The organism is Haloferula sargassicola (assembly GCF_040362925.1).
GTDB classification, from domain to species: Bacteria; Verrucomicrobiota; Verrucomicrobiia; order Verrucomicrobiales; family Akkermansiaceae; genus Haloferula; species Haloferula sargassicola.
Map to the genome: position 1 here is coordinate 221,337 of NZ_BAABRI010000001.1, position 20,468 is coordinate 241,804.

Annotated in this window: 19 protein-coding genes; 15 read left to right on the plus strand and 4 right to left on the minus strand. The window is 65.1% G+C overall.

What is annotated here, in order from left to right; translation table 11 throughout:
• Both ABXH26_RS00955 and ABXH26_RS00960 read right to left on the minus strand, forming a co-directional pair.
• Positions 1–1,389, minus strand: a complete 1,389-nt coding sequence (locus ABXH26_RS00955; RefSeq protein WP_353565146.1) for a glycine--tRNA ligase — start codon at positions 1,387–1,389, stop codon at positions 1–3.
• Positions 1,390–1,761: 372 nt separating this feature from the next.
• Positions 1,762–2,820 (minus strand): sulfite exporter TauE/SafE family protein, encoded by a 1,059-nt coding sequence (locus tag ABXH26_RS00960; protein ID WP_353565147.1) that lies wholly within the window; start codon positions 2,818–2,820, stop codon positions 1,762–1,764.
• Between the two features lie 94 nt (positions 2,821–2,914).
• On the opposite strand from ABXH26_RS00960, the gene ABXH26_RS00965 reads away from it, so the two are divergent.
• Both ABXH26_RS00965 and ABXH26_RS00970 read left to right on the plus strand, forming a co-directional pair.
• A complete protein-coding gene (locus ABXH26_RS00965; protein WP_353565148.1) occupies positions 2,915–3,844 on the plus strand; it encodes a calcium/sodium antiporter in 930 nt (309 codons plus the stop codon).
• Between the two features lie 93 nt (positions 3,845–3,937).
• Entirely contained in the window at positions 3,938–4,480 is a 543-nt protein-coding gene (locus ABXH26_RS00970; protein ID WP_353565149.1) for a DNA-3-methyladenine glycosylase I, read from the plus strand.
• Between the two features lie 39 nt (positions 4,481–4,519).
• Here ABXH26_RS00970 and ABXH26_RS00975 read toward each other — a convergent pair whose 3' ends face one another.
• Positions 4,520–5,935 carry a DUF4139 domain-containing protein gene (locus ABXH26_RS00975; RefSeq protein ID WP_353565150.1) on the minus strand — a complete coding sequence of 472 codons (1,416 nt, stop codon included), beginning with the start codon at positions 5,933–5,935 and terminating at the stop codon, positions 4,520–4,522.
• 63 nt (positions 5,936–5,998) lie between these two features.
• Positions 5,999–7,429, minus strand: coding sequence for a cardiolipin synthase (gene cls, locus ABXH26_RS00980; RefSeq protein ID WP_353565151.1), 1,431 nt, complete (start codon positions 7,427–7,429; stop codon positions 5,999–6,001).
• 728 nt (positions 7,430–8,157) lie between these two features.
• Here cls and ABXH26_RS00985 point away from each other — a divergent pair.
• From ABXH26_RS00985 to ABXH26_RS01045, 13 genes are all read left to right on the plus strand, one after another.
• Positions 8,158–8,748 (plus strand): HNH endonuclease, encoded by a 591-nt coding sequence (locus tag ABXH26_RS00985; RefSeq protein WP_353565152.1) that lies wholly within the window; start codon positions 8,158–8,160, stop codon positions 8,746–8,748.
• A gap of 124 nt (positions 8,749–8,872) precedes the next feature.
• Positions 8,873–9,427, plus strand: a complete 555-nt coding sequence (locus ABXH26_RS00990) for a GNAT family N-acetyltransferase (protein WP_353565153.1) — start codon at positions 8,873–8,875, stop codon at positions 9,425–9,427.
• A 47-nt stretch (positions 9,428–9,474) separates the two neighbouring features.
• Positions 9,475–10,998: an RtcB family protein gene (locus tag ABXH26_RS00995; RefSeq protein WP_353565154.1), complete on the plus strand. Its 1,524-nt coding sequence runs from the start codon at positions 9,475–9,477 to the stop codon at positions 10,996–10,998.
• A 146-nt stretch (positions 10,999–11,144) separates the two neighbouring features.
• Positions 11,145–12,353, plus strand: coding sequence for an alpha/beta hydrolase family protein (locus tag ABXH26_RS01000; RefSeq protein WP_353565155.1), 1,209 nt, complete (start codon positions 11,145–11,147; stop codon positions 12,351–12,353).
• 44 nt (positions 12,354–12,397) lie between these two features.
• Positions 12,398–12,805 (plus strand): DUF2721 domain-containing protein, encoded by a 408-nt coding sequence (locus tag ABXH26_RS01005; RefSeq protein WP_353565156.1) that lies wholly within the window; start codon positions 12,398–12,400, stop codon positions 12,803–12,805.
• A gap of 19 nt (positions 12,806–12,824) precedes the next feature.
• The gene (gene xseA / locus ABXH26_RS01010; RefSeq protein ID WP_353565157.1) at positions 12,825–14,195 is read left to right on the plus strand and encodes an exodeoxyribonuclease VII large subunit; all 1,371 of its coding nucleotides are present in this window, start codon (positions 12,825–12,827) and stop codon (positions 14,193–14,195) included.
• A gap of 3 nt (positions 14,196–14,198) precedes the next feature.
• Positions 14,199–14,771, plus strand: coding sequence for a leucyl/phenylalanyl-tRNA--protein transferase (gene aat / locus ABXH26_RS01015; RefSeq protein ID WP_353565158.1), 573 nt, complete (start codon positions 14,199–14,201; stop codon positions 14,769–14,771).
• A gap of 46 nt (positions 14,772–14,817) precedes the next feature.
• Positions 14,818–16,980 (plus strand): hypothetical protein, encoded by a 2,163-nt coding sequence (locus tag ABXH26_RS01020; protein ID WP_353565159.1) that lies wholly within the window; start codon positions 14,818–14,820, stop codon positions 16,978–16,980.
• Between the two features lie 46 nt (positions 16,981–17,026).
• Positions 17,027–17,392, plus strand: coding sequence for a DUF6559 family protein (locus tag ABXH26_RS01025; protein WP_353565160.1), 366 nt, complete (start codon positions 17,027–17,029; stop codon positions 17,390–17,392).
• A gap of 85 nt (positions 17,393–17,477) precedes the next feature.
• Positions 17,478–18,659, plus strand: coding sequence for an ADP-forming succinate--CoA ligase subunit beta (sucC, locus tag ABXH26_RS01030; RefSeq protein WP_353565161.1), 1,182 nt, complete (start codon positions 17,478–17,480; stop codon positions 18,657–18,659).
• 37 nt (positions 18,660–18,696) lie between these two features.
• Positions 18,697–19,068, plus strand: a complete 372-nt coding sequence (locus tag ABXH26_RS01035) for a VOC family protein (protein ID WP_353565162.1) — start codon at positions 18,697–18,699, stop codon at positions 19,066–19,068.
• A 37-nt stretch (positions 19,069–19,105) separates the two neighbouring features.
• Positions 19,106–20,002: a succinate--CoA ligase subunit alpha gene (gene sucD / locus ABXH26_RS01040; RefSeq protein ID WP_353565163.1), complete on the plus strand. Its 897-nt coding sequence runs from the start codon at positions 19,106–19,108 to the stop codon at positions 20,000–20,002.
• A gap of 22 nt (positions 20,003–20,024) precedes the next feature.
• Positions 20,025–20,459: a hypothetical protein gene (locus ABXH26_RS01045; RefSeq protein ID WP_353565164.1), complete on the plus strand. Its 435-nt coding sequence runs from the start codon at positions 20,025–20,027 to the stop codon at positions 20,457–20,459.
• Positions 20,460–20,468: the final 9 nt, after the last annotated feature.

Consider the following 20,468-nt stretch of genomic DNA (forward strand, 5'->3'; position numbering starts at 1 on the left):
TCAGCGGATCCGGTCCAGCAGCCAGGCCAGCAGGCCGTCGATCGGCAGGCGCTCCTGCTCCATCGAATCGCGGTGGCGGACGGTGACGGTGCCTTGCAGCTCCGGGCCGTTCTCGCCGATGGTGTCGAAATCGACCGTGATGCAGAACGGCGTGCCGACCTCGTCCTGCCGGCGGTAGCGACGGCCGACGGCTCCGCCATCGTCGTAGAAGACGGTCATCCACGGCTGAAGCGTTTTCTGGATCTCGCGGCACAGCCGCACCTGTTCCTCGTTCTTCTTGAGCAGCGGGAAAATGCCGACCTTGATCGGCGCCATGCGAGGCATGAAACGCATCACGGTGCGGACGTCCTTCTTGCCCTTCTCGTCGGTCAGCTCTTCTTCGTCGAAGGCCTCGCAGATCATGGCCAGCACGGTGCGGTCGCAGCCGGCGGACGGCTCGACCACGTGCGGGATGAAGCGCTCCTTGGTTTCCTCATCGAAGTACTCGAGCGGGCGACCCGAGCCCTTCTGGTGGACGCTGAGGTCGTAGTCGGTGCGGTAGGCCACGCCCTCCAGCTCCTGGATGCCGAAGGGGAATTCGTATTCGATGTCGTAGGTCTTCTTCGAGTAGAACGCGCGCTCGCCGTCCGGCACGTCGAGGATGTGCAGCTTTTCCCGCGGCACGCCGATCTCCTCATAGAACTTGAGACGGGCTTCGAGCCACTCGTCGGTGAGGCGCAGGCCATCCTCGGGGCGGCAGAAGTACTCGATTTCCATCTGCTCGAACTCGCGGCTGCGGAAGGTGTAGTTGCGCGGGTTGATCTCGTTGCGGAACGACTTGCCGACCTGAGCGATCCCGAAGGGCAGCTTGATGCGGTTCGAGTCGAGGATGTTCTTGTACTGGACGAAGATCGACTGGGCCGTCTCCGGGCGGAGGTAGGCGAGTGCTTTCGGATCGTCATCGGTGGCCAGCGCGCCGAGCTTGGTGGAAAGCATCAGGTCGAAGGCCCGCGGCTCCGTGAGTTCGCAGTTCTTGTGTTCACCCGGCTTGCAGGAGGGCTTCTGGCCGCATTCGAGGTTTTCGAGATTGTCCGCCCTGAAGCGGCCTTTGCAGGCCTTGCAATCGACCATGGGGTCGCTGAAGCCCCCGACGTGGCCGCTGGCCTTGAGCACTTCCTGGTGGGTCAGGATCGCGCCGTCCATGCCGAGCACGTCGTCGCGCTCCTGGACGGTCTTGCGCCACCAGTAGTCCTTGAGGTTGCGCTTCAGTTCGGCGCCGAGCGGGCCGTAGTCCCAGCAACCGTTGAGACCGCCGTAGAGTTCGCCGGCTTGAAAGATGAAGCCGCGGCGTTTGCAGAGGGAGACGATCTTCTCCATGCGGACGGGGTCGGTGTGTTCCTTGTTGGCCATGGTTTTGCTGCGGGAAAATGGTGGGCCGGGAGGAAATCAGTCCGCCTCGGCAGGGGCAAGGCGCGATTGTTCGGCGGATCGCGGCGTCAATTGGCGAACGGCATTCGGAATTTTCCGAGTGGTCCCCGCCAATTGGAAAGAGGCATGGGCAGTTTTGGAAGGGGCCTTTGCCAACTGGAAGGAGGCATGGGCAGTTTTGGAAGTGGCCTTTGCCAACTGGAAAGGGGCAGGGGCGATTTTGGAAGTGGCCTTTGCCAACTGGAAAGGGGCAGGGGCGTTTTTGGAACTGGCCATTTCCAAATGGAAAGAGGCACGGGCAGTTTTGGAAGCGGCCTTTTCCACCCGGAATGAGCCCGCACCTGCCGAGGCCGCTCAGGGAAGCGGGGATGCCGCGACCTGCGCCGTCGGATTTTGGCGCAGCCCCCGTCGGTCGAAGCGGTTGCCGATCCGATGCAGCACCTCGAAGCCGAGGTTGAAAAGGAGTACGCCGCCGAGCGCGCCGGTCAGTCCGAGCAGGCCGAGGGCTGCCCATTCGTCCTTCACGGTCCAGAAGAACTGGATGATGCACAGCAGCGAAACGACGAACAGGGTGGGGGTGCGGCCGATCCGATCGACCACGAAGGCGCCGAGCGGAGCCCCGAGGGCGACGATCGGGGCGGCGGCCAGCCAGTTCTCGAAAACGCCGGGCTGCAGGCCGGTGGTCAGCTCCTTGGTCGCCACGCCGATCAGGGAGTTGGCGGCCATCAGGATCACCGAGGTCGGGATCGCGATCTTGAGGTCGGCCTGGCACAGCAGGACCAGCACGGCGTAAATGACCATATCGATCCCCACGCCGGTGATGGAGGCGACGGTGGCGCCGGCCAGCAGCCCGATCAGCAGCCCCGCGCGGCGGTCGAAGCGATGGGCGCCCGGTGCCAGACCCTCGTGGCGGGTGATTTCCCGCAAGCGGTAGAGGTGCAGCACGCCGAAGGAACACCAGACCACGGCGAACACGATCTTGATGACCAGCGCAGGAACGTGAGGGGCGAGGAAAAGGATCCCGAGCGGCGTGCCGACGAGCGATCCGAGCACCGCCCAGCGCAGCATCGGCCACTCGACCGGTTGGCGGCGGCAGGCGATGAAGATCGACGCGCTGGTCATGCCGATGCTCTGGATGGCGAAGCTGAAATCGCGTCCGAGCGTGGCGGGCTCGTGAAACAGCAGGGTCAGGATCGGGAAGCCGACCGTGCCGCCGCCCATGGGTGTGGAGCCGGCGCAGTACGAGCCGAAGATCATGGCGACGGCGATGCCGTAGTGGTCCCTGAGCGTCTGCCAATGGTTGCCGGAGATGACGATGGCGAGCCAGGTGCCGAAGAAGAGAAGCAGCCAGACGAACCAGGGGAGGAGCTGTTTTTTGCCAAGCGTCACGGCGGGAGAGGATGGATCGGGCATTCGCGCCGGCAAGACGGAAGACCGGCGGACCGGATGGAAACGGTGCGCCTAAATCCCAATCGCCGGAGGGCGGGATTCCCGGCATGAGGCAGGGATGCTTTCGGCCGCACTTCTTACCTTGTTGAGTTTCGGGCTCTTGTTTCTGGGGGCGGAATGGTTGGTGAGGGGAGGGGCGGGGATCGCGTTGCGGCTGGGACTTACGGCGTTGGTCGTAGGTCTGACGGTGGTCGCCTACGGCACCTCGTCGCCGGAGCTTCTGGTCTCGGTGAAAGCCGCGTGGGCCGGGCAGCCGGGAATTTCGGTGGGCAACGTGATCGGCTCGAACATTTTCAACATCGCGGTGATTCTCGGCGTGGCGTCGCTGATCCGGCCGATCCGCGTGCAGAGTTCGGTGATCCGGCGCGATGCGCCGGTGATGCTGGCGGTGACTCTCGGCGGCTTGGCGGTGCTGTGGGATGGCGCGGTTTCCCGGCTGGAGGGCGGGCTGCTGTTGGTCGCGAGCGTGGTCTACACGGTGTGGATCATCCGCGCGGCGCGGAAAGAAGCTCCTGGCGAGGACGAGGGACTTAAGCCGCTCGGCGTCGGGCGTGCCCTGTTTTTCATCCTCGGCGGACTGCTGGTGCTGGCGGCGGGTTCGCGCTTGTTGGTGGATAACTCGATCATCATCGCGCGTGCCCTCGGCGTCTCCGAGGCGGTGATCGGGCTGACGATCATCGCCGCCGGGACCTCGATGCCGGAGCTGGCGACCTCGGCGGTGGGGGCGTTCCGCGGGCAGTCGGACATTTCCCTCGGGAATGTGGTGGGCTCGAACATCTTCAACATCCTCTTCGTGCTCGGCCTGGCGGCGGTGATTCATCCGATCGCCGGAGCCGGCGTGCGGGGGATCGACCAGGCCTTCGTGCTGGGAACCGCGGTCGTGCTGGTGCCGCTGATGTGGACCGGCCGGGTCATTGGGCGCAAGGAGGGTGCGCTGCTGTTGGTTTCCTATGCCGCGTATCTGTGGCTGATGTGGCCGAAAGGATAGATCAGCGGGGGGCGAGGCTCATGGTGGCGATGGCCATCGCCCGTGTCCCGGATTCCGGTCTTGGCAAGCGGCATGGTGGGGCGAAGCTCGGTCATGCAACGCTGCCCGTGGGTGCCCGAGGACAAGCCGCTCTACGTCGAGTATCACGACACCGAGTGGGGCGTGCCGTCACGGGATGCAGGCCATCTTTTCGAAATGATCTGCCTGGAGGGCGCCCAGGCCGGGTTGTCGTGGTGGACGGTGCTGCAAAAGCGTGAGCGCTATCGCGAGGTGTTCCATCAGTTCGACCCGGAAAAGATGGCCCGCATGACGGACCGGCAGTTGGAGAAGCTGCTCGAAGATCCCGGGATCATCCGCCACCGGGGGAAGGTGCTGGCTTTCCGGCAGAATGCCCGGGCGTGGCTGGAGCTGGACGATCCGGTGGAGTGGTTGTGGAGCTTCGTCGGCGGCGAGCCGATCGTGAAGCGTCCGCGATCCATGGGTGACTACGCGGCGACCTCGGCGGAGTCGGACGCGATGAGCAAGGCGCTGCGCAAGGCGGGGTTCAACTTCGTCGGCTCGACCACCCTCTATGCCTTCATGCAGGCGGTGGGAATGGTGGACGAGCATTCAAGAGATTGCTTCAAGGGTTCGTAGTGTGCCTTCAGGCCGCACCACGTACCCTGGGTGGCAGGCCTACCAGGTGTAGTGGGCGGTGTAGGTGAGCTTCTTTTCCTCGTCGGGCTGGAGATTGACGGTGAACTCGATGGTCTGCGCGTCCTTCTTTTCGAAATCGGCGTTGGCGTCCCGGATCTCCCAGTTCGACCAGCGCCAGAGATGCTCGCGGACGAGGATCGACTTGGCTTCCTTCGACCGATTCTTGACGGTCACTTCCACCGATTCCCGCATCCACTTCTCGCGCTCCCGGCTTTCGAAGTTCGTGATCTTGCGCTCGCCGACCAGATCGAAGGCATTGCCGGTGTAGATGCTGAGGCGTTCGTTGCGAGGGGTGTGATCGATGTCGTTCTCGCCGACGAACTCGAGGTTTCCGTCCTCCGAGTCCTCGCGATAGAACCGCACCCGGCCGGCGGGGAGGGGTACTCCGAGGCCGTTTTCCTCCGAGTTCTTGAACTCCCAGTAGACGGCCACGTCCTTGGGAAAGGTCTGCCCCTGGCTCGGCTCGGTCTGGAGCCCGCCGTGGAAACGGAAGGCCTCGGCCCCGTCGTAGACGTATTTTTTGGACGCCGTGACCTCGGGGGAACGCAGGAACTCCACCTGTTTGGTCTCCTTGTCCCGGATCGTCAGGGGGCGGGGAAGGGAGTAGAGGTGAAAGTCGTCGAACGCTTTCTCCTGCACCTTTTGTTCGGCGGCAAACGCATTCATCGTCCGTTTCATGCGGGCTGCCGGCATGATCTGAGGCTCGATGACGTTCACATCGCCCGCCACGAGTTTCACCTTGGCGTCGTCGAAGCCCGTGCCGGACTGGTTGTTCACCGTGACCCAGCCGGTCAGCGAGACGGTCTCGCCGTTTTCCGGGGCCACGAGGTTGTAGTCGGCCTCCCAGCTGAAGCCGCGGGTCAGGTAGGAGAGCTGCGCGTCAAAGCTGGCGGCCTGCGGCGAGGCGATCTGCCACGAGAGCGTCGGGCGCAGGATCGAGCCATCGCCGAGCGAGGGGAACAGCGGCTCGCCCGGAAGGGAGAACATCATTTTCCCCTCCACCTCGATGATCGGCCCGGTCGGCTGGCCGCCGGGGACGTAGCCGGAGCGGATGATTTTTCCATCCACCAGCTCGACCCGGCCATCCGGGTAGGTGTGGCTGAATTGGATCGTTTTTCCTTCGAACTGGCTCAACAGCAGCCACCGGCTCACCGGGTCGTTGCGGTAACTCTGCTCGAGGATGGAGAAATCATGCTCGCCGGTGGGGTCGCGGAGCACCACCGAGTCCGGGTGGACCTGAGCCGTGGCGCGGTCGAAGCTGACGGATTTTTCTCCGGCGGCGAGCTCGAGGGGGAGCGTCTCGCGGACGACGGCGAGGTTGCGGTTGTAGATGGTCAGCGCCGGTTCGGCGGAGGCCGCGGCGGCGAGCGTGGTGAGAAAGAGCGTGGTCTTCATTCGAGTCTATTGAAGACCGGCCGGGCGATTGTGACAGGGAAAATCCTCGGATTCTCCCCCGCCTCACAGCACCGGGGCCGCCAGCCGCGCCGCCCGCGCGGCGATCCGGAACCACAGGGGCCGGCCGGTGAAATGCTCGGCCGTCACGCTGAAGGCCTCCTCGAAGTCCTTTTCCAGCATCGTTTTTACTTCCCTGACGAACCCGGCATCGGTGCTGACGGCGGTGAGCTCGAAGTTCAGGCGGAAAGACCGGTTGTCGAGGTTGGCGGTGCCGATGAAGGCATAGCGGTCGTCCACCAGCATGGCCTTCTGGTGAAGAAAGCCCGCCCGGTAGCGCAGGATCTTGATCCCGAACGGCAGCGTCTCGTCGTAGAAGGTGTGGGCGGCCAGCCACACCATCGCGTGATCGGCCTTTTCCGGGATCAAAATGCGCACGTCCACGCCGCGGACCGCCGCCGCCTGCAGCGCGGTCAGGACGCCCTGGTCCGGCACGAAGTAAGGAGACGCGATCCACAACCGCTCGCGACTGCTGTTGGCGGCCTCGGCCACGACCAACTGCCATGAGTCCGCCGGATCGGCCGGACCGGTGGGCAGGATCGCCGCCGCCTGGTTGGCCGGTTCCTCGTGCGAGTCCCAGAGCAGGTCCGGCCGGGTGGGCGCCACCCAGTTCCAGTCCTCGAGGAAGACAATCTGGATCGCCTGCACGCACGGCCCCCGCAGCCTCAGGTGGGTGTCCCGCCAGTGGCCGAAACGCTGGTCGCGGCCGAGGTATTCGTCGCCCACGTTGAGGCCACCGATGAAGGCCTCGTGGCCGTCGGTGACGACGATCTTGCGGTGGTTGCGGAAATTGATCTGCAGCCGGGACCACCAGCGTCGGTTGACGCCGAACGAGCGGCACTCGATCCCGGCGTCCTCCAGCTCGGACAGGTAGGTCCTGGCCAGCTTGTGCGAGCCGAATTCGTCGAACAGGAAATAGACCTTCACCCCGTGGCGCGCCTTGGCGATCAGGGCCTCCTTGAAGCGCTGGCCGATCCGGTCGCTCTTCACGATGAAGAAATTCACCAGAATGTAGTGCTCGGCCGCCGCGATCGATTGGAAGATGGCTTCGAAGGTCTGGTCGCCATCGATCAGCAGGTGCAGGGCATTGCCGCGGGTGAAAGGAAGGCCGCCAAGCTGGGCCGCGGCCCGGCCGAAGGCATCCACGGGCTGCAGCTCGTACTGCCGCAGCCGGCGGTGCATGTCGTCGGATAGCTTGCGCAGCCCGGCGTCCTCGGCCCGCCGGGCGCGCACGTAGCCGGCGAACTTCTGCCGCCCGGCGATCCAGTAAAAAGGGATGGCCACCCACGGGGCCACGATCATGCACACGATCCAGGCGATCGTCCCCTGCGCGGTGCGCCCGCGCATCAGCACATGGAAGACGTGGAGCAAGCCCACCGCATGCAGGCAGGCGAAGCCCGTGGCGACGACGATGGTGGTCCACTCCGGATGGTTCACGCGGCAAGCTAGCAGCCATTTTCAGCCATCCGCAATGCCGCGATCCCTCGTTGGCGGCGGTCGCGGGGCGATCGGCTTTTGCCAGGGATGGAGGGAAAGATATAAAAAGATGAACTCGGGGGTTGACGTGAAGGGCGTCGATAGATAGAGGTCCGTGCGTCAGCCCCGACCGCCATGTTCTTGCATCCATCCAGCAACCTCACTTCGCTCCGCGGCATCCGTGCCGTGCAGGCGTCCGGTTGTCTGGCAGGAAAAAGCCAGCCGGGATTCGCTCCGGACATGCACGATGAGTGGATGAATCCGGGAAGAAGGGAAAGCAGGGAAGGGTCGATACGATGATCCAAATGTTGCATAGAACCAAGGTTTCGACGCCCCGCTTTCCGTCAGGAAGCGGGGCTTTTTCGTTTCATGGCACGATCTTCCGCCCGCCGCTCCGATTTCGTCCCGAACCTTTTCCTCTTTCCCCACCGCTCCTTCACCTCGAAACGCGGAAATCATCCACCAAGCTTCTCCCCACCGCTGCCGGCAGGTTCCGCCATCGCGCCGCACCTTTTTTAAAACGACGTCATGAAATCCTCAGAAGGATATAATGACGAACCGATGAACTGTGTCCGATTTGTAGCATTAAAACATAACTCAGGTGCCTTGGCACGCCCCTAGCATCAGCGGGATGGCCGGGGCGGCCGACCTTCCAGAATCCGCGGGGAGACCCGCTTCATGCCAATTCCATGACCGAAAACCTTCTCCATCGAAGCAGCGTCCTGGTGCTCAACCGCCACTGGATGGCGATCGACGCCATCTCGCCGGCCGGAGCCTTCAGCCATCTCGTTTCGGGCAGCGCCCGCGCGGTGTGGATCGAGGAAGGCGCCTTCCAGCCGATGGAGTGGGACGAGTGGGCCCGCCTCGAAGTGCCCGAAGGTTCCCCCTCGATCGGCACCACCAAGGGCCGGATCCGGATCCCCACCGTGGTGCTTCTCAACCGCTTCGACCGGGTGCCGATGGTGCGTCCCGTATTCGGCTTCCGCGGGATCTGGGAGCGCGACGGCGGGCGCTGCCAATACACCGGCCGGACCTTGCGGCCCGACGAGGCGAACATTGACCACGTCGTGCCGCGCTCGCGGGGCGGTCGGGACGACTGGGAGAACTGCGTGCTTTCCGATAGACGGATCAACACCCGCAAGGGTGCCCGGACGCCGGAAGAAGCCGGTCTCCGGCTGCTCGCCGCCCCCAAGGCCCCGAAGACCGTGCCCGCCACGCTGCGGATCCGGAATTCGTGGAAGGTCGAGGACTGGAATCACTTTCTTAAATTCCCGGCCTGAGCGCGTCGATCGATTCCTGAGAGGATCACCTCCGTTTCCCCGGTGGCCGTTTTTTCCACGGCCACCTCATCCGGCCGGCTCCCCGAATCACGGGCGAGCCGTGCCTCCGACTTTCTTTTTTGCCATGATCACCTTATTCACCAAACGATTGAAACTGCGGCCTCCCGTGGCTGCGGATGTCGATGCGATCACCGCGCTCCTGCAGGAGCGCAGGGTGGTTGAAATGCTGAGCGTCGTACCTTGGCCCTACGAGCACCACCATGCCCGCACGTGGCTCGAGGAAATTGAAGCCCGTCAGGCGGACGGACACTGGGATTTGTTCTCCATCGTCCTGCGAGAGACTGATGAAATGATCGGCACCATCAGCCTGACTTCCGCTGCGAATGGATTCTGGGGCGTGTTTGGTTACTGGCTCGGCATCGATTTCTGGGGCCGCGGCTACATGACCGAGGCTTTGCGGGAAATCCTCAGGCATGGCTTCGAGGACCTCAAGTTACGGAGGATCGAGGCCTGTCACTTCGCTCATAACCCGGCCTCCGGGCGGGTGATGGCCAAGGCGGGATTGACCTGCGAGGGCGTCCAGCGGCTGCGCGCCGCGCGCTTCGACGAACTGTATGACCGCGTGAACTATGGAATCATCGACGAGGACTGGCGGGCCTTGTCGGGAACCACGGGCTGAGTCCCGACCGCCGAAGATGCCGATCCCATGATCGGCGCTCCACGAAAATGAAACTGTTGAATCATGAAGACCTGATCGCGGCCGGCTATGAGCCCGGCCCGCGCTTCAAGGCGATGTTCGAAAAGCTCGCCGAGTACGAGGCGCGTGGTATTTCGGACAAAAAGTATGCCCTCAAGCTGCTGAAGCGCGAGTTCGGGGCGCCCGAGCCGAAGCGGGGACTGCGGGAAAAGCCCGCGCCGCTCGCCGAGGCGATCCGCCCGGACACGAAGGAGGAGAAGGACAACGTGGCCGCCGTGCGCCGGAAGATGGACGAGCTGCTCCGCGTGCCGGTGATCGCCCGCGGCGCGGTGATGCCCGATGCCTGCCCGGCCGGTGCCGGACGCGCGGTGATCCCGGTCGGCGGCGCGATCGCGGTCGAGAATGCGATCATCCCCTCGGCCCACTCCGCCGACGTCTGCTGCTCGATGTTCGCGACCTTCTACGACGAGCGTAGTAGCGTGGCGAAGGAGCTCGACGCGCTGACGGCCGCGACGCGGTTCGGGGCGGGGCACCGTCACCTCGACGACCTCGTGTTCGATCCCGTGCTCGACGAGCCGGTGTGGCAGAACCGTTTCCTCTCCGGCATGCGGGACCGCGCCCACGCGCACCTCGCGGACCAGGGCGATGGCAACCACTTCGCCTACCTCGGCGAGGTGGAGGTCACCGCGGAAACGCGCGCCGTGCTGCGGATCGCGGGTCATGCCGGGCTGGCCGCGGCTCTGGAGCCGAAGCGCTACCGGGCGCTGGTGACCCACCACGGGTCGCGCGGCCTCGGAGCGCACGTGTTCAAGCGCGGCCAGGCAGCGGCACTCAAGCACACCGCGCGGGCGGGATCGCGCATCCCGGAAGCGGCGGCCTGGCTCGATGCGTCGTCGCCCGAGGGCATCGAGTATTGGGACGCGCTGCAATACGTCGCCCGCTGGACGAAGGCGAACCACCGGGCGATCCACCGTCGTTTCCTCGAGCGGATCGGCGGCGCAGCCGTGGCGGAAGTGGGCAACGAGCACAACTTCGTGTGGCGGCGGGGCGATCATTTCCTGCATGGAAAAGGAGCGACCCCGGCGTGGCGCGACGAGCAGGGCCGGCCCCAGCTCGGCCTGATCCCGCTGAACATGGCCGAGCCGGTGCTGCTGGTGCTCGGCGCGGACAACGAGGATTTCCTCTCCTTCGCTCCCCACGGCGCGGGTCGGAACCTCTCGCGCACCGCGCTCCGGCGACAGTTCCCGGACGAGGCGTCTCGCCGGCACGCGATCGAGCGCGGGACCGACGGGTTGGATGTCCGCTGGTTCTGCGGCGAGCCGGACCTCAGCGAGCTGCCGGTTGCCTACAAGAACGCCGCCGCGGTGAAAGCGCAGATCCACGAGTTCGGCCTGGCCGAGATCGTCGCAGAGATCCGTCCGCTCGGCTGCATCATGGCGGGCGATGCGGGGCAGCCGTGGCGGAATCGCGAGAAGGAACTGACGCCGAAGCAGAAGCGCCAGATCGAGCATCGCAAGGAGCGGCGGCGGATGAATCAGGAATTGCGGGAATAGTGACGGGTCGGGGGGTGCCGGTTCCGCCGCCGGCGCCCCTGTTTCTGTCACGATGCATCCTTGTCGGAGGGAGTGACCGGCCGTGGGATGGCGCCGTGAAGAAGTTTCTACGATGGCTTGTCGCAGGACTCGTATTCGCGGCAGCGATGAGCGCCGAGGAAGAGTGGCGGACCTGGACGAGCACCGCCGGCACCAGCCTGGAGGCCCGCGTGGTTTCCGCCGAAGGCGATCAGGTGACCTTGGAGCGGAAAGGTGGAGGCTCGCTGAAGGTGAAGTTGGGGCAGCTTTCACAGGAGGATCGGGATTTCCTCGCCGAGTGGAGAAAACCCAAGAATGCCGTGGGCGAGCCGAGGGTTGAAGGCGTGGACGCCGAGCCCGGACAGGTTTCAGGAGAAATCCAGTGCGCGGGGGATTCGCAGTGGTCCTATCACCTCTATCTGCCGCAGGAATTTCACACCGGTCGGAACTGGCCGGTCTGCTTCGTGATGGACCCGGGGGGCGGTAGTCCCGGCACGCTGGACCGCTACAAGCCGGCGGCCGAGCGCTACGGGATCATTCTGGCCGTGTCGAAGCAGTCGAAGAACGATTTCGCGGACTCCGATGAGGCGATGATGGCGATGAACCGGGATGTCCGTGAGCGCCTGCCGGTGGTCGAAGGACTGGCCTTCGCCAGCGGGATGTCGGGCGGCAGCCGGATGGCCTACCTGATGTCCGAAATGGACAAGGACATCGCCGGCGTGGTGGCCTGCGGCTCGGGCGGGGGCGTCTACTTGAAGGAAAAGGACTTCCGCCCGGTGAGGCTCCGCAAGTCGGTGATCGTCTGCAGCCTGATGGGGACAAACTGCTTCAATCGCTCCGAGGCGGCCGCGTCCCACAAGACCTTTCCCAAGGCGGCGCGGCTGATCTGGTTCGCCGGCAACCACGACTGGGCGAACGCCGAGCTGATCGAGGAAGCGATGGCGCACGTCTATGGCTCCACGCTACGGGAATCGCGGGAAAAGGAGCACGAACCGCTGCGCGAAGCCTTCGCCGCCGAGCAGATGTCATGGGCGAGGACGAAGGTGTCCGATGAACCGTGGGCTGCGCTCCGCTGGGCCCGGTTCCTGGCGGATTTTCCCTCGGTGGCGTCGGATGCCCGCGCGCTGGAGGGTAGCCTGACCGGCTTGGAGCGGGCGGAGAAGGGGCTCGAGGTGGAAAAGGAGATGAACGAGTTCGCGGAGGATCATTTCACCCTTGGCGACCACACTGCGGATGCCTCCCGGGAAAAAGCGGCCACCAAGCTGGCGGAGAAGTTCTCCGATCTGCCGCAGGCCGAGCTGATCAAGCGGATGGGCGAACCGAGCGTCGCCCCCTGACGGCGGATTTGCCTCGGGCATCAGGAAGCGCTACGCCTCGACCCGTGACGCTCGAAATCTCCACGCCTGCACTGCTGTTTCCGGCGATCAGCCTGCTGTTCCTGTCGTTCACCAACCGCTTCCTCCACCTCGCGGCGCTGATCCGGGAGCTGTATCACGACTGGCTGGAAAAGCGGCACGCCACGCTGATGGCGCAGATTTCCAACCTGCGGAAACGGCTGACGCTGATCCGCTGGATGCAGTTCCTCGGTGCGGTCAGTCTGTTCCTGTGCGTCGCCTCGATGGTGGCGGTGGCGGCCCGGACGCAGGGACTGGCGGTTCCGTGCTTCGTGGTGGCGCTGCTGCTGATGGGCGGATCGCTGGTGTGCCTGATGGTCGAGGTGTGGATCTCCGGCGGCGCGCTGCGCATCCTGCTGAGGACGCTCGAGGCGGACGGCTCAGCGAAAGATTGAAGCCCGCGTTGTCCGCGGCATGCTTCCCGCCGTGGACCTGTTCGGGGAAAAGAAGGAAGCCAAGGCGCTGAGCGTGACCCAGCTCGTGCGCCGGATGAAGAACCTGCTGGAGATCCAGCTCGGCGAGCAATGGGTGGAAGGAGAGGTGTCGAACCTGCGCAAGCAGGGCAGCGGGCACTGGTATTTTTCGCTGAAGGACGAGAACGCCCAGATTTCCTGCGCGATGTTTGGCGCCCGGCGTCGGCCCGGGGCGGAGGCGCTGCAGGACGGAGTGAAGGTTCGCGTGTTCGCCGAGCCGAGTGTTTACGAAGCCCGCGGTCAGCTTCAGATCATCGTCCAAAAGGTCGAGCGCGCGGGCCAGGGCGACCTGCAGGCGCGCTTCGAAGCGCTGAAGCGGAAGCTGGAGGCCGAGGGGCTGTTCGACGCGGCGCGGAAACGGCCGCTGCCGAACTTTCCGCGGACGGTGGGGATCGTGACCTCGGGCACCGGCGCGGCGATCGAGGACATCCTGCACGTCATGGGCCGCCGCGCGCCCTGGGTGAAGCCGGTGCTTTTCCCGGTGCGGGTGCAGGGCCGGGGGGCGGAGCGCGAGATCGCCGAGGCGATCCGGCGGATGGGCGAAGCGGAAAGGCACGGCATTCCGCCTTGCGACCTGCTGATCATCGGTCGCGGCGGGGGTTCGCTGGAGGACTTGTGGAATTTCAATGAAGAGGTCGTCGCGCGGGCGATCGCCGCCTGCCCGCTGCCGGTGATCTCCGCGGTAGGCCACGAGATCGATTTCACCATCGCCGACTTCGTGGCCGATCGCCGGGCACCGACTCCGAGCGCGGCAGCGGAAATGGCGGTGCCGGACGGCGAGGCGCTGCGCCAGCAGGTGGAGATCGTCGGCCGCCGGATGAAGCGACGCGTCGACGAACGCTTGGAGCGCCTCGACCTGATCCTTTCCAATGCCCGCCGCGGGGTGTTGTCGCGAGGGGGCGAGCGCCTGCTGCGCGAGCCGGCGATGCGGCTCGATGCCGTGCGCGGCCAGCTCTCCTCGGCGGTGACCGCCCGTTGGCGCGAGCGTCACGCGGCAGTGCATTCGCTGGCCATGCGGCTATCGCTGATGAAGCCCGAGCGTCAGGTCGCCCAGCGGCTGGAGCGGCTGGCCGGTCTCTCGCGGCAACTCGAACGGGCCGGAAAGGCCGCGCTGGAAGAACGGGGCGACCGACTCGATCACCTAGGGGGATTGCTGCGCGCGCTGGGACCTGAGTCGGCCTTTGAAAGAGGCTTTTCCATCACCACGAAGGCCGATGGCAGCATCGTCCGCTCGATCGCCGATGTGAACAATGGCGAGGTGATTCAAACAAAGGTTCGGGACGGGGTGGTAGAGAGCCGGGTGGAAGTCTGAGGCATGGCAGCGCTTTCCCCCGACCTGTTGCTGAATGCCTATGCCCAAGGGGTTTTCCCCATGGCGCAGGATGGGGAAATCCTGTGGTTTTCTCCGCTGATGCGCGGCGTCATCCCGTTGGACGATGCGTTCCACATCCCGCACGGACTGCGCCGTCGCCTTAAGAAGCAGCCGTTTGAAATCCGCTTTGATACAGCCTTTTCGGAGGTGATGAAAGGCTGTGCGCAGCGCGAGGAAACGTGGATCGATGAAACGATCGTTTCAAGTTACCGGCAGTTGCACGATCGGGGTCACGCGCACTCGGTCGAGTGCTGGGATGATGAAGGGCTGCAGGGTGGACTCTACGGCGTGTCGCTGGGCCGCGCGTTCTTCGGCGAGAGCATGTTTTCGAGGAAGACGGATGCCTCGAAGATCGCCCTGGTGCACCTCGTCGGGCGGCTGCGGGAGGACGGGTTCATCCTGCTCGACACGCAGTGGATGACGCCGCATTTGCGAACCTTTGGCGGGAGGGAAATCCCCCGCGACGATTACCTGGCCTTGCTGGCCGAGGCGCTGGGCGGGCTGGCCGCGGGCTGACGGGATCCGCAGACAGAACCGGGCGGTCGTTTCCCGTAAGGCAGCCATGCGCATCCAAACGCTGACGCTTTTTCTGACTGCCGCGGCTCCTCTTTTCGGCCAGGGGACGGAGCCGCCGCCTCCATTTCCGAAAGACCCGGCGCAGGCGCTGGAGAGAACCTGTTTCCAGACCGCCAAGCCATGGAGTCCGAAGGGCAACCTGCGGTCGGACGTGGCGATCGTTTACGGCATCGGCGACCACCTGCCGGAGCGCATCGGCACGTGGCGCGACCGCGGCTACCGGATCCACCTGATGACCGGCGTGGCGTGGGGCAACTATCAGGATTACCTCTACGGGCGCTTTGACGGGGAAAACCACGTCGACAACGCGCAGACCGACCGCAACGGCCACAAGATCAGCCACGGCGGCGATGTCTACTACATGTGCCCGGCCGCGAACTACGGCGAGTATCTCGCCAGCGGGGTCAAGGTGGCGCTGGAGGCGGGGGTGAAGGCAATCCACCTGGAGGAACCCGAGTTCTGGGCCCGAGGCGGCTATTCGGAGGGCTTCAAGCGGGAGTGGCAGGATTATTACCATGAGGAATGGCAGCCACCGCACTCCTCGGTCGATGCCCAGTGGAAGGCCTCGAAGCTGAAATACTACCTCTATCGTAGGGCGCTCGGGCAGGTCTTCGACCACGTGAACCGTTGGAACGACGACCACGGCACGGACGTGAAGTGCTACGTGCCGACCCACAGCCTGATCAACTACGCGCACTGGTGCATCGTGAGTCCGCAGTCGAGCCTGGCGCGGATCGATGGCTGCGATGGCTACATCGCCCAGGTCTGGACCGGCACCTCGCGGACGCCGAACCACTTCCGCGGCGAGATGAAGGAGCGGACCTTCGAAACGGCCTTCCTCGAATACGGCGCGATGCAGAACCTGGTGCGGTCGACCGGCCGGCGGGTGTGGTATTTGAACGACCCGATCGAGGACAATCCGCGCCACGACTGGGAGGACTACCGGACCAATTGGGAATCGACCCTGACTGCCTCGCTGCTGCAGCCGGAGGTCTGGCGTTTCGAGGTCGCGCCGTGGCCGGAGCGGGCGTTTGGCGGACGCTATCCCCGCGGCGTGCCGGAGGACCAGCAGCAGACGATGCCGGGCGAGTATGCGAGCGAGCTGCAGGTGGTGATGAATGCGCTGAACGACATGAACCAGCAGCGGGTCGAGTGGGACGCGGGCACGCCGGGGATCGGAATGCTGGTGAGCGATTCGCTGATGTTCCAGCGCGAGCAGCCGACGCCGAGCGATCCGAACATGGCGCACCTCTACGGCCAGGCGATGCCGCTGGTGAAGCGCGGGATTCCGCTGGAGCCGGTGCAGCTGGAAAACGTCAACCTGAAGGGCTTTCTCGATCCCTTCAAGGTTCTCACGCTTTCCTACGTGGGTCAGAAACCGATGTCGGCCGAGGTGCATCCGGCTCTGGCCGATTGGGTCCGCGCGGGCGGCGTGCTGGTGGTGGCCGACGATGACTCCGACCCCTATCGCCGCGTTGCCGAGTGGTGGAATGACGGCGGCAAGAACGAGCTGACCCCGCGGGCGAAGCTGTTCGAGGCGCTCGGGATCGCCGACAACGACTTTTCGGATGCCGGCAAGGACACGCTGCCGGTGGGCAAGGGGTCGGTGACCTGGCTGGCGGAGAATCCGGTGAAGTTCGCCACCAGCGCCGCGGGCGACGAAAGGTGGGCGGCCACGCTGGAAGCCGCCGCCGGTCGGGCCGGGCTGGAGTGGAGGACCTGCAACCACCTCGTGCTACGGCGCGGGCCGTATGTCGTGGCCGCCGGGCTGGATGAGTCTCCGGCGGAGGGCGAGAAGGTGCTCGAGGGTCGCTTCGTGAACCTGTTCGACCCCAAGCTGGCCGTGATCGACCGTTATGCGGTGAACCCGGGATCGCGTGCGGTGCTGCTGGATCTTCAGGCCTCCGAGGCGGACGAGACACCTGCCGTGCTGGCCTCCGCTTGCAAGACCTTGCCGGTCGGCGAGGGGGCGGCGTGGACGGTCGAGGGCGTTGGCGACACCCCGGCGGTGGTGCTTTTCCGGACGCCGGAAGCCCCGAAGTCCGCGAAGCTCGACGGCGAGCCGGTCGACTTCGAGACCCACGGCGAGCTGACCTGGGTGCGATTCGAAAACGAGGCACGGCCGCGCAAGCTCGAACTCGGGTTCTGAGGCCGGGCGCTCGACTTCCGCCGCCTGGGTTTTCACGATCCGCCCCATGGCAGCCTGTGAAATGCGTCCGGCCGACAAGAAGGCCTATTTCGGAGCCGTGGGGGAGGAACTCACACGCCGGCATGGGAAAAAGAAGTACTACTCTCCGGGCGAGGTTCGCAGGGCGTCGCAGGACCGGGGTTTTCCGGTGGACATCGAGTGCTGGGCCTACTGCATGTACACGTCTCCGGACGATTTTGCCGCCCTGCACGAGGCGACGGGGGAGGTGTGCGACTACGCCGCGATGAAGGCGGAGATCCTCGCCGACCTGGCGGGCGGATGGACTTTCGAGCTGCCGGATATCGACCTCTCGTGGCTGGAATGGCCGGACATCGACCTCGCGTCGCTGTTCGACTGGTTTGACTGGAGTTGACCGGCAAAAAGTCAGCTCGCGCTCGGGGCATTGTGCCTTGACCGGGGGGGCGGGTGCTTTCAGCGTCGCCCATCTTTCCCGCGACATGAACATCCACGAGTACCAGGCCAAGGAGCTTTTCGACCAATACGGAGTGGCGAGCCCGAAAGGGAAAGTGGCTTCCACGCCCGACGAAGCCGCTGAGGCGGCGCGCGAGTTCGCGGGATCCAAGCTGGTCATCAAGGCCCAGGTCCACGCCGGCGGCCGCGGCAAAGGTCATTTCAAAAACGGGTTCCAAGGCGGCGTTCACCTCATCGAGTCGCCCGAGCAGGCGGCCGAATTCGCCGGCAAGATGCTCAATGAGACCCTGGTCACCGTGCAGACCGGCGAGGAAGGCCGCGTCGTGCGCAAGGTGATGGTGGCCGAGGCCGTCGACATCGAGCACGAGTATTATCTTTCCATCCTGATGGACCGTGGCACCTCGCGGCCGGTCATCGTCGCCTCGACCGAAGGCGGGATGAGCATCGAGGACGTGGCCCACGACACGCCGGAGAAGATCATCCGCCAGTTCGTCCACCCGCTGATCGGGCTGCAGCCGTACGAGCTGCGGAAGCTCTCGGCCACGCTGGGTTTCCACGGCGAGCAGTCGAAGGAGTTCTGCCGCCTGGTGGCGAAGCTCTACAAGATGTTCATCGCCTGCGACTGCTCAATGGTGGAGATCAACCCGCTGGTGACCACCCCGGACGGCCGGGTGCTGGCGCTGGACGCGAAATTCGGCTTCGACGACAACGCGCTTTTCCGCCACCCGGAGATCGTGGCGATGCGCGACCCCGAAGAAGAGGATCCGCGCGAGGTGGCCGCCTCGGAATACGATCTCAACTACATCGGGCTCGACGGCAACATCGCCTGCCTCGTCAACGGCGCCGGCCTCGCGATGGCCACCATGGACATCATCAAGCACTACGGCGGCGAGCCCGCGAACTTCCTCGATGTCGGCGGGGGAGCCTCCAAAGAGCAGGTGACTGCGGCGTTCAAGATCATCCTCGGCGATCCGAACGTGAAAGGCATTCTGATCAACATCTTCGGCGGCATCATGGATTGCAACGTCATCGCCGAGGGCGTGATCGCCGCGGCCAAGGAAACCGGCCTGCCGATCCCCTTGGTGGTGCGCCTGGAGGGCAACAACGTCGAAGCCGGCAAGGCCACGCTCGCCGCCAGCGGGCTGGACATCGTTTCCGGCGACGGCATGGCGGACGCCGCCCAGAAAATCGTGGCCGCCGTTTCCTGATCCGCCCTTCGTTTCGAAAAACCCAGCCGCGCCCACGATGAACGTCTCCGAGATCGCCTTCACGACCTATCCGGTCAAAGACATGGATCGCGCCGTCGGGTTCTACGAGCGGGTCATCGGTCTGACCAAGACCATGGACCACCGGACTGAAGGCGGCCGCTGGGTCGAATTCGACATCGGGGCCGGAACCCTCGGCCTCGGCAAGATGGAGGGATGGGAACCGAGCCCGCAGGGCGGCACGGCGGGGCTGGAGGTCGATGACTTCGAGCAGGCGCTCGCCGAGGTGAGAGCCGCCGGGGTCACCATCACCATGGGGCCGATCGAAACGCCGGTCTGCCACATGCTCATGATTCAGGACACCGAGGGCAACCCGCTCATCCTCCACCACCGCAAGCCGGGACACGCCTGAGCCCCGCACCCGATTTTCTCACCGATACACTCCTGCCATGGCCATCCTCGTCGACGAAAACACCAAGCTCCTTGTTCAAGGCATCACCGGCAGCTTCGGTGCCCGCCATGCCAAACTCTCGCTCGAATACGGCACCCGGCTGGTCGCCGGCGTGACTCCGAGCAAGGGCGGCCAGACCTTCGAGGGCAAGGTGCCGATCTTCGACACCGTCTCGCAGGCCGTCGATGCCACCGGGGCCACGGCTTCCGCCATCTTCGTCCCGCCGCCGTTCGCGGCCGATGCCATCCTCGAAGCGGTCGATGCCGGCGTGAAGCTGGTGGTCGCGATCACCGAGGGCATCCCGGTCATGGACATGATGCGGGTGAAGGCGGCGATGCTGGAATCCGACGCCCGCCTCGTGGGGCCGAACTGCCCCGGCATCGTGACGCCGGGCCACGGGGAAAAGTCGCACGGCGGCTGCCGGATCGGGATTTCCCCCGGCTACATCCACAAGCGCGGCAACGTCGGCGTGGTCTCCCGCTCGGGCACGCTGACCTACGAGGCCGTCTACCAGCTCACCTCGCTCGGCTACGGCCAGAGCACCTGCGTCGGCATCGGTGGCGATCCGATCAATGGCACCTCGCATCTCGACGTGCTGAAGATGTTCAACGACGACCCGGAAACCGAGGCCATCATCATGATCGGCGAAATCGGCGGCAACGCCGAGGCCGAGGCCGCCCGCTGGGCCAAGGAGCACTGCAAGAAGCCGATCTGCGGCTTCATCGCCGGGGCCACCGCGCCTCCGGGCCGCCGCATGGGCCACGCCGGCGCGATCGTCGGCGGCGCGGATGACACCGCCGAGGCCAAGAAGCGGATCCTCGCCGAGTGCGGAATCGCCGTGGCCGAGACGCCGAGCGACATGGCGACCACGCTCCTGCAGCACTGGGGCAAGTAAGGGGCCTTCATTTCCCGCCGCGATGAGCCAGCCCGCCACTCCTCCTCAGCAGCAGGCCCTGGCGGCGTGGGTGATCTGGATGTCCCTGCTGATCGGCATGGGCATCATCATGGTCTTCGCCGGCGGAGGGTGGCCGAGCGGCGAGGATGGGACCACGGGCTTCACCGATCCGGTCGTGCTGATGGCGCTGGCGATGTTCTTCGCCAGCCTGCTGGTCAGGTTCCAGGTCGCTCCGAAGTTCACCGATCACGAGCAACGCCTGCCCTGGTTCATCATCGGGGCGGCCTTGGGTGAGGCGGCGATGATCGTGCCGATGTTCCTGCTGCAGGATGACGCGGTGACGGTGAAACAGGTGCTCTACATTCTGGCCTTCATCGCCGTGTTTCTGCAGGCACCGACGTTCACGCGGGGCGGCGGGCCCCGGGATTTCACCCAACTCGGCGGGCCGAAGCATTGAGCCAGCCGC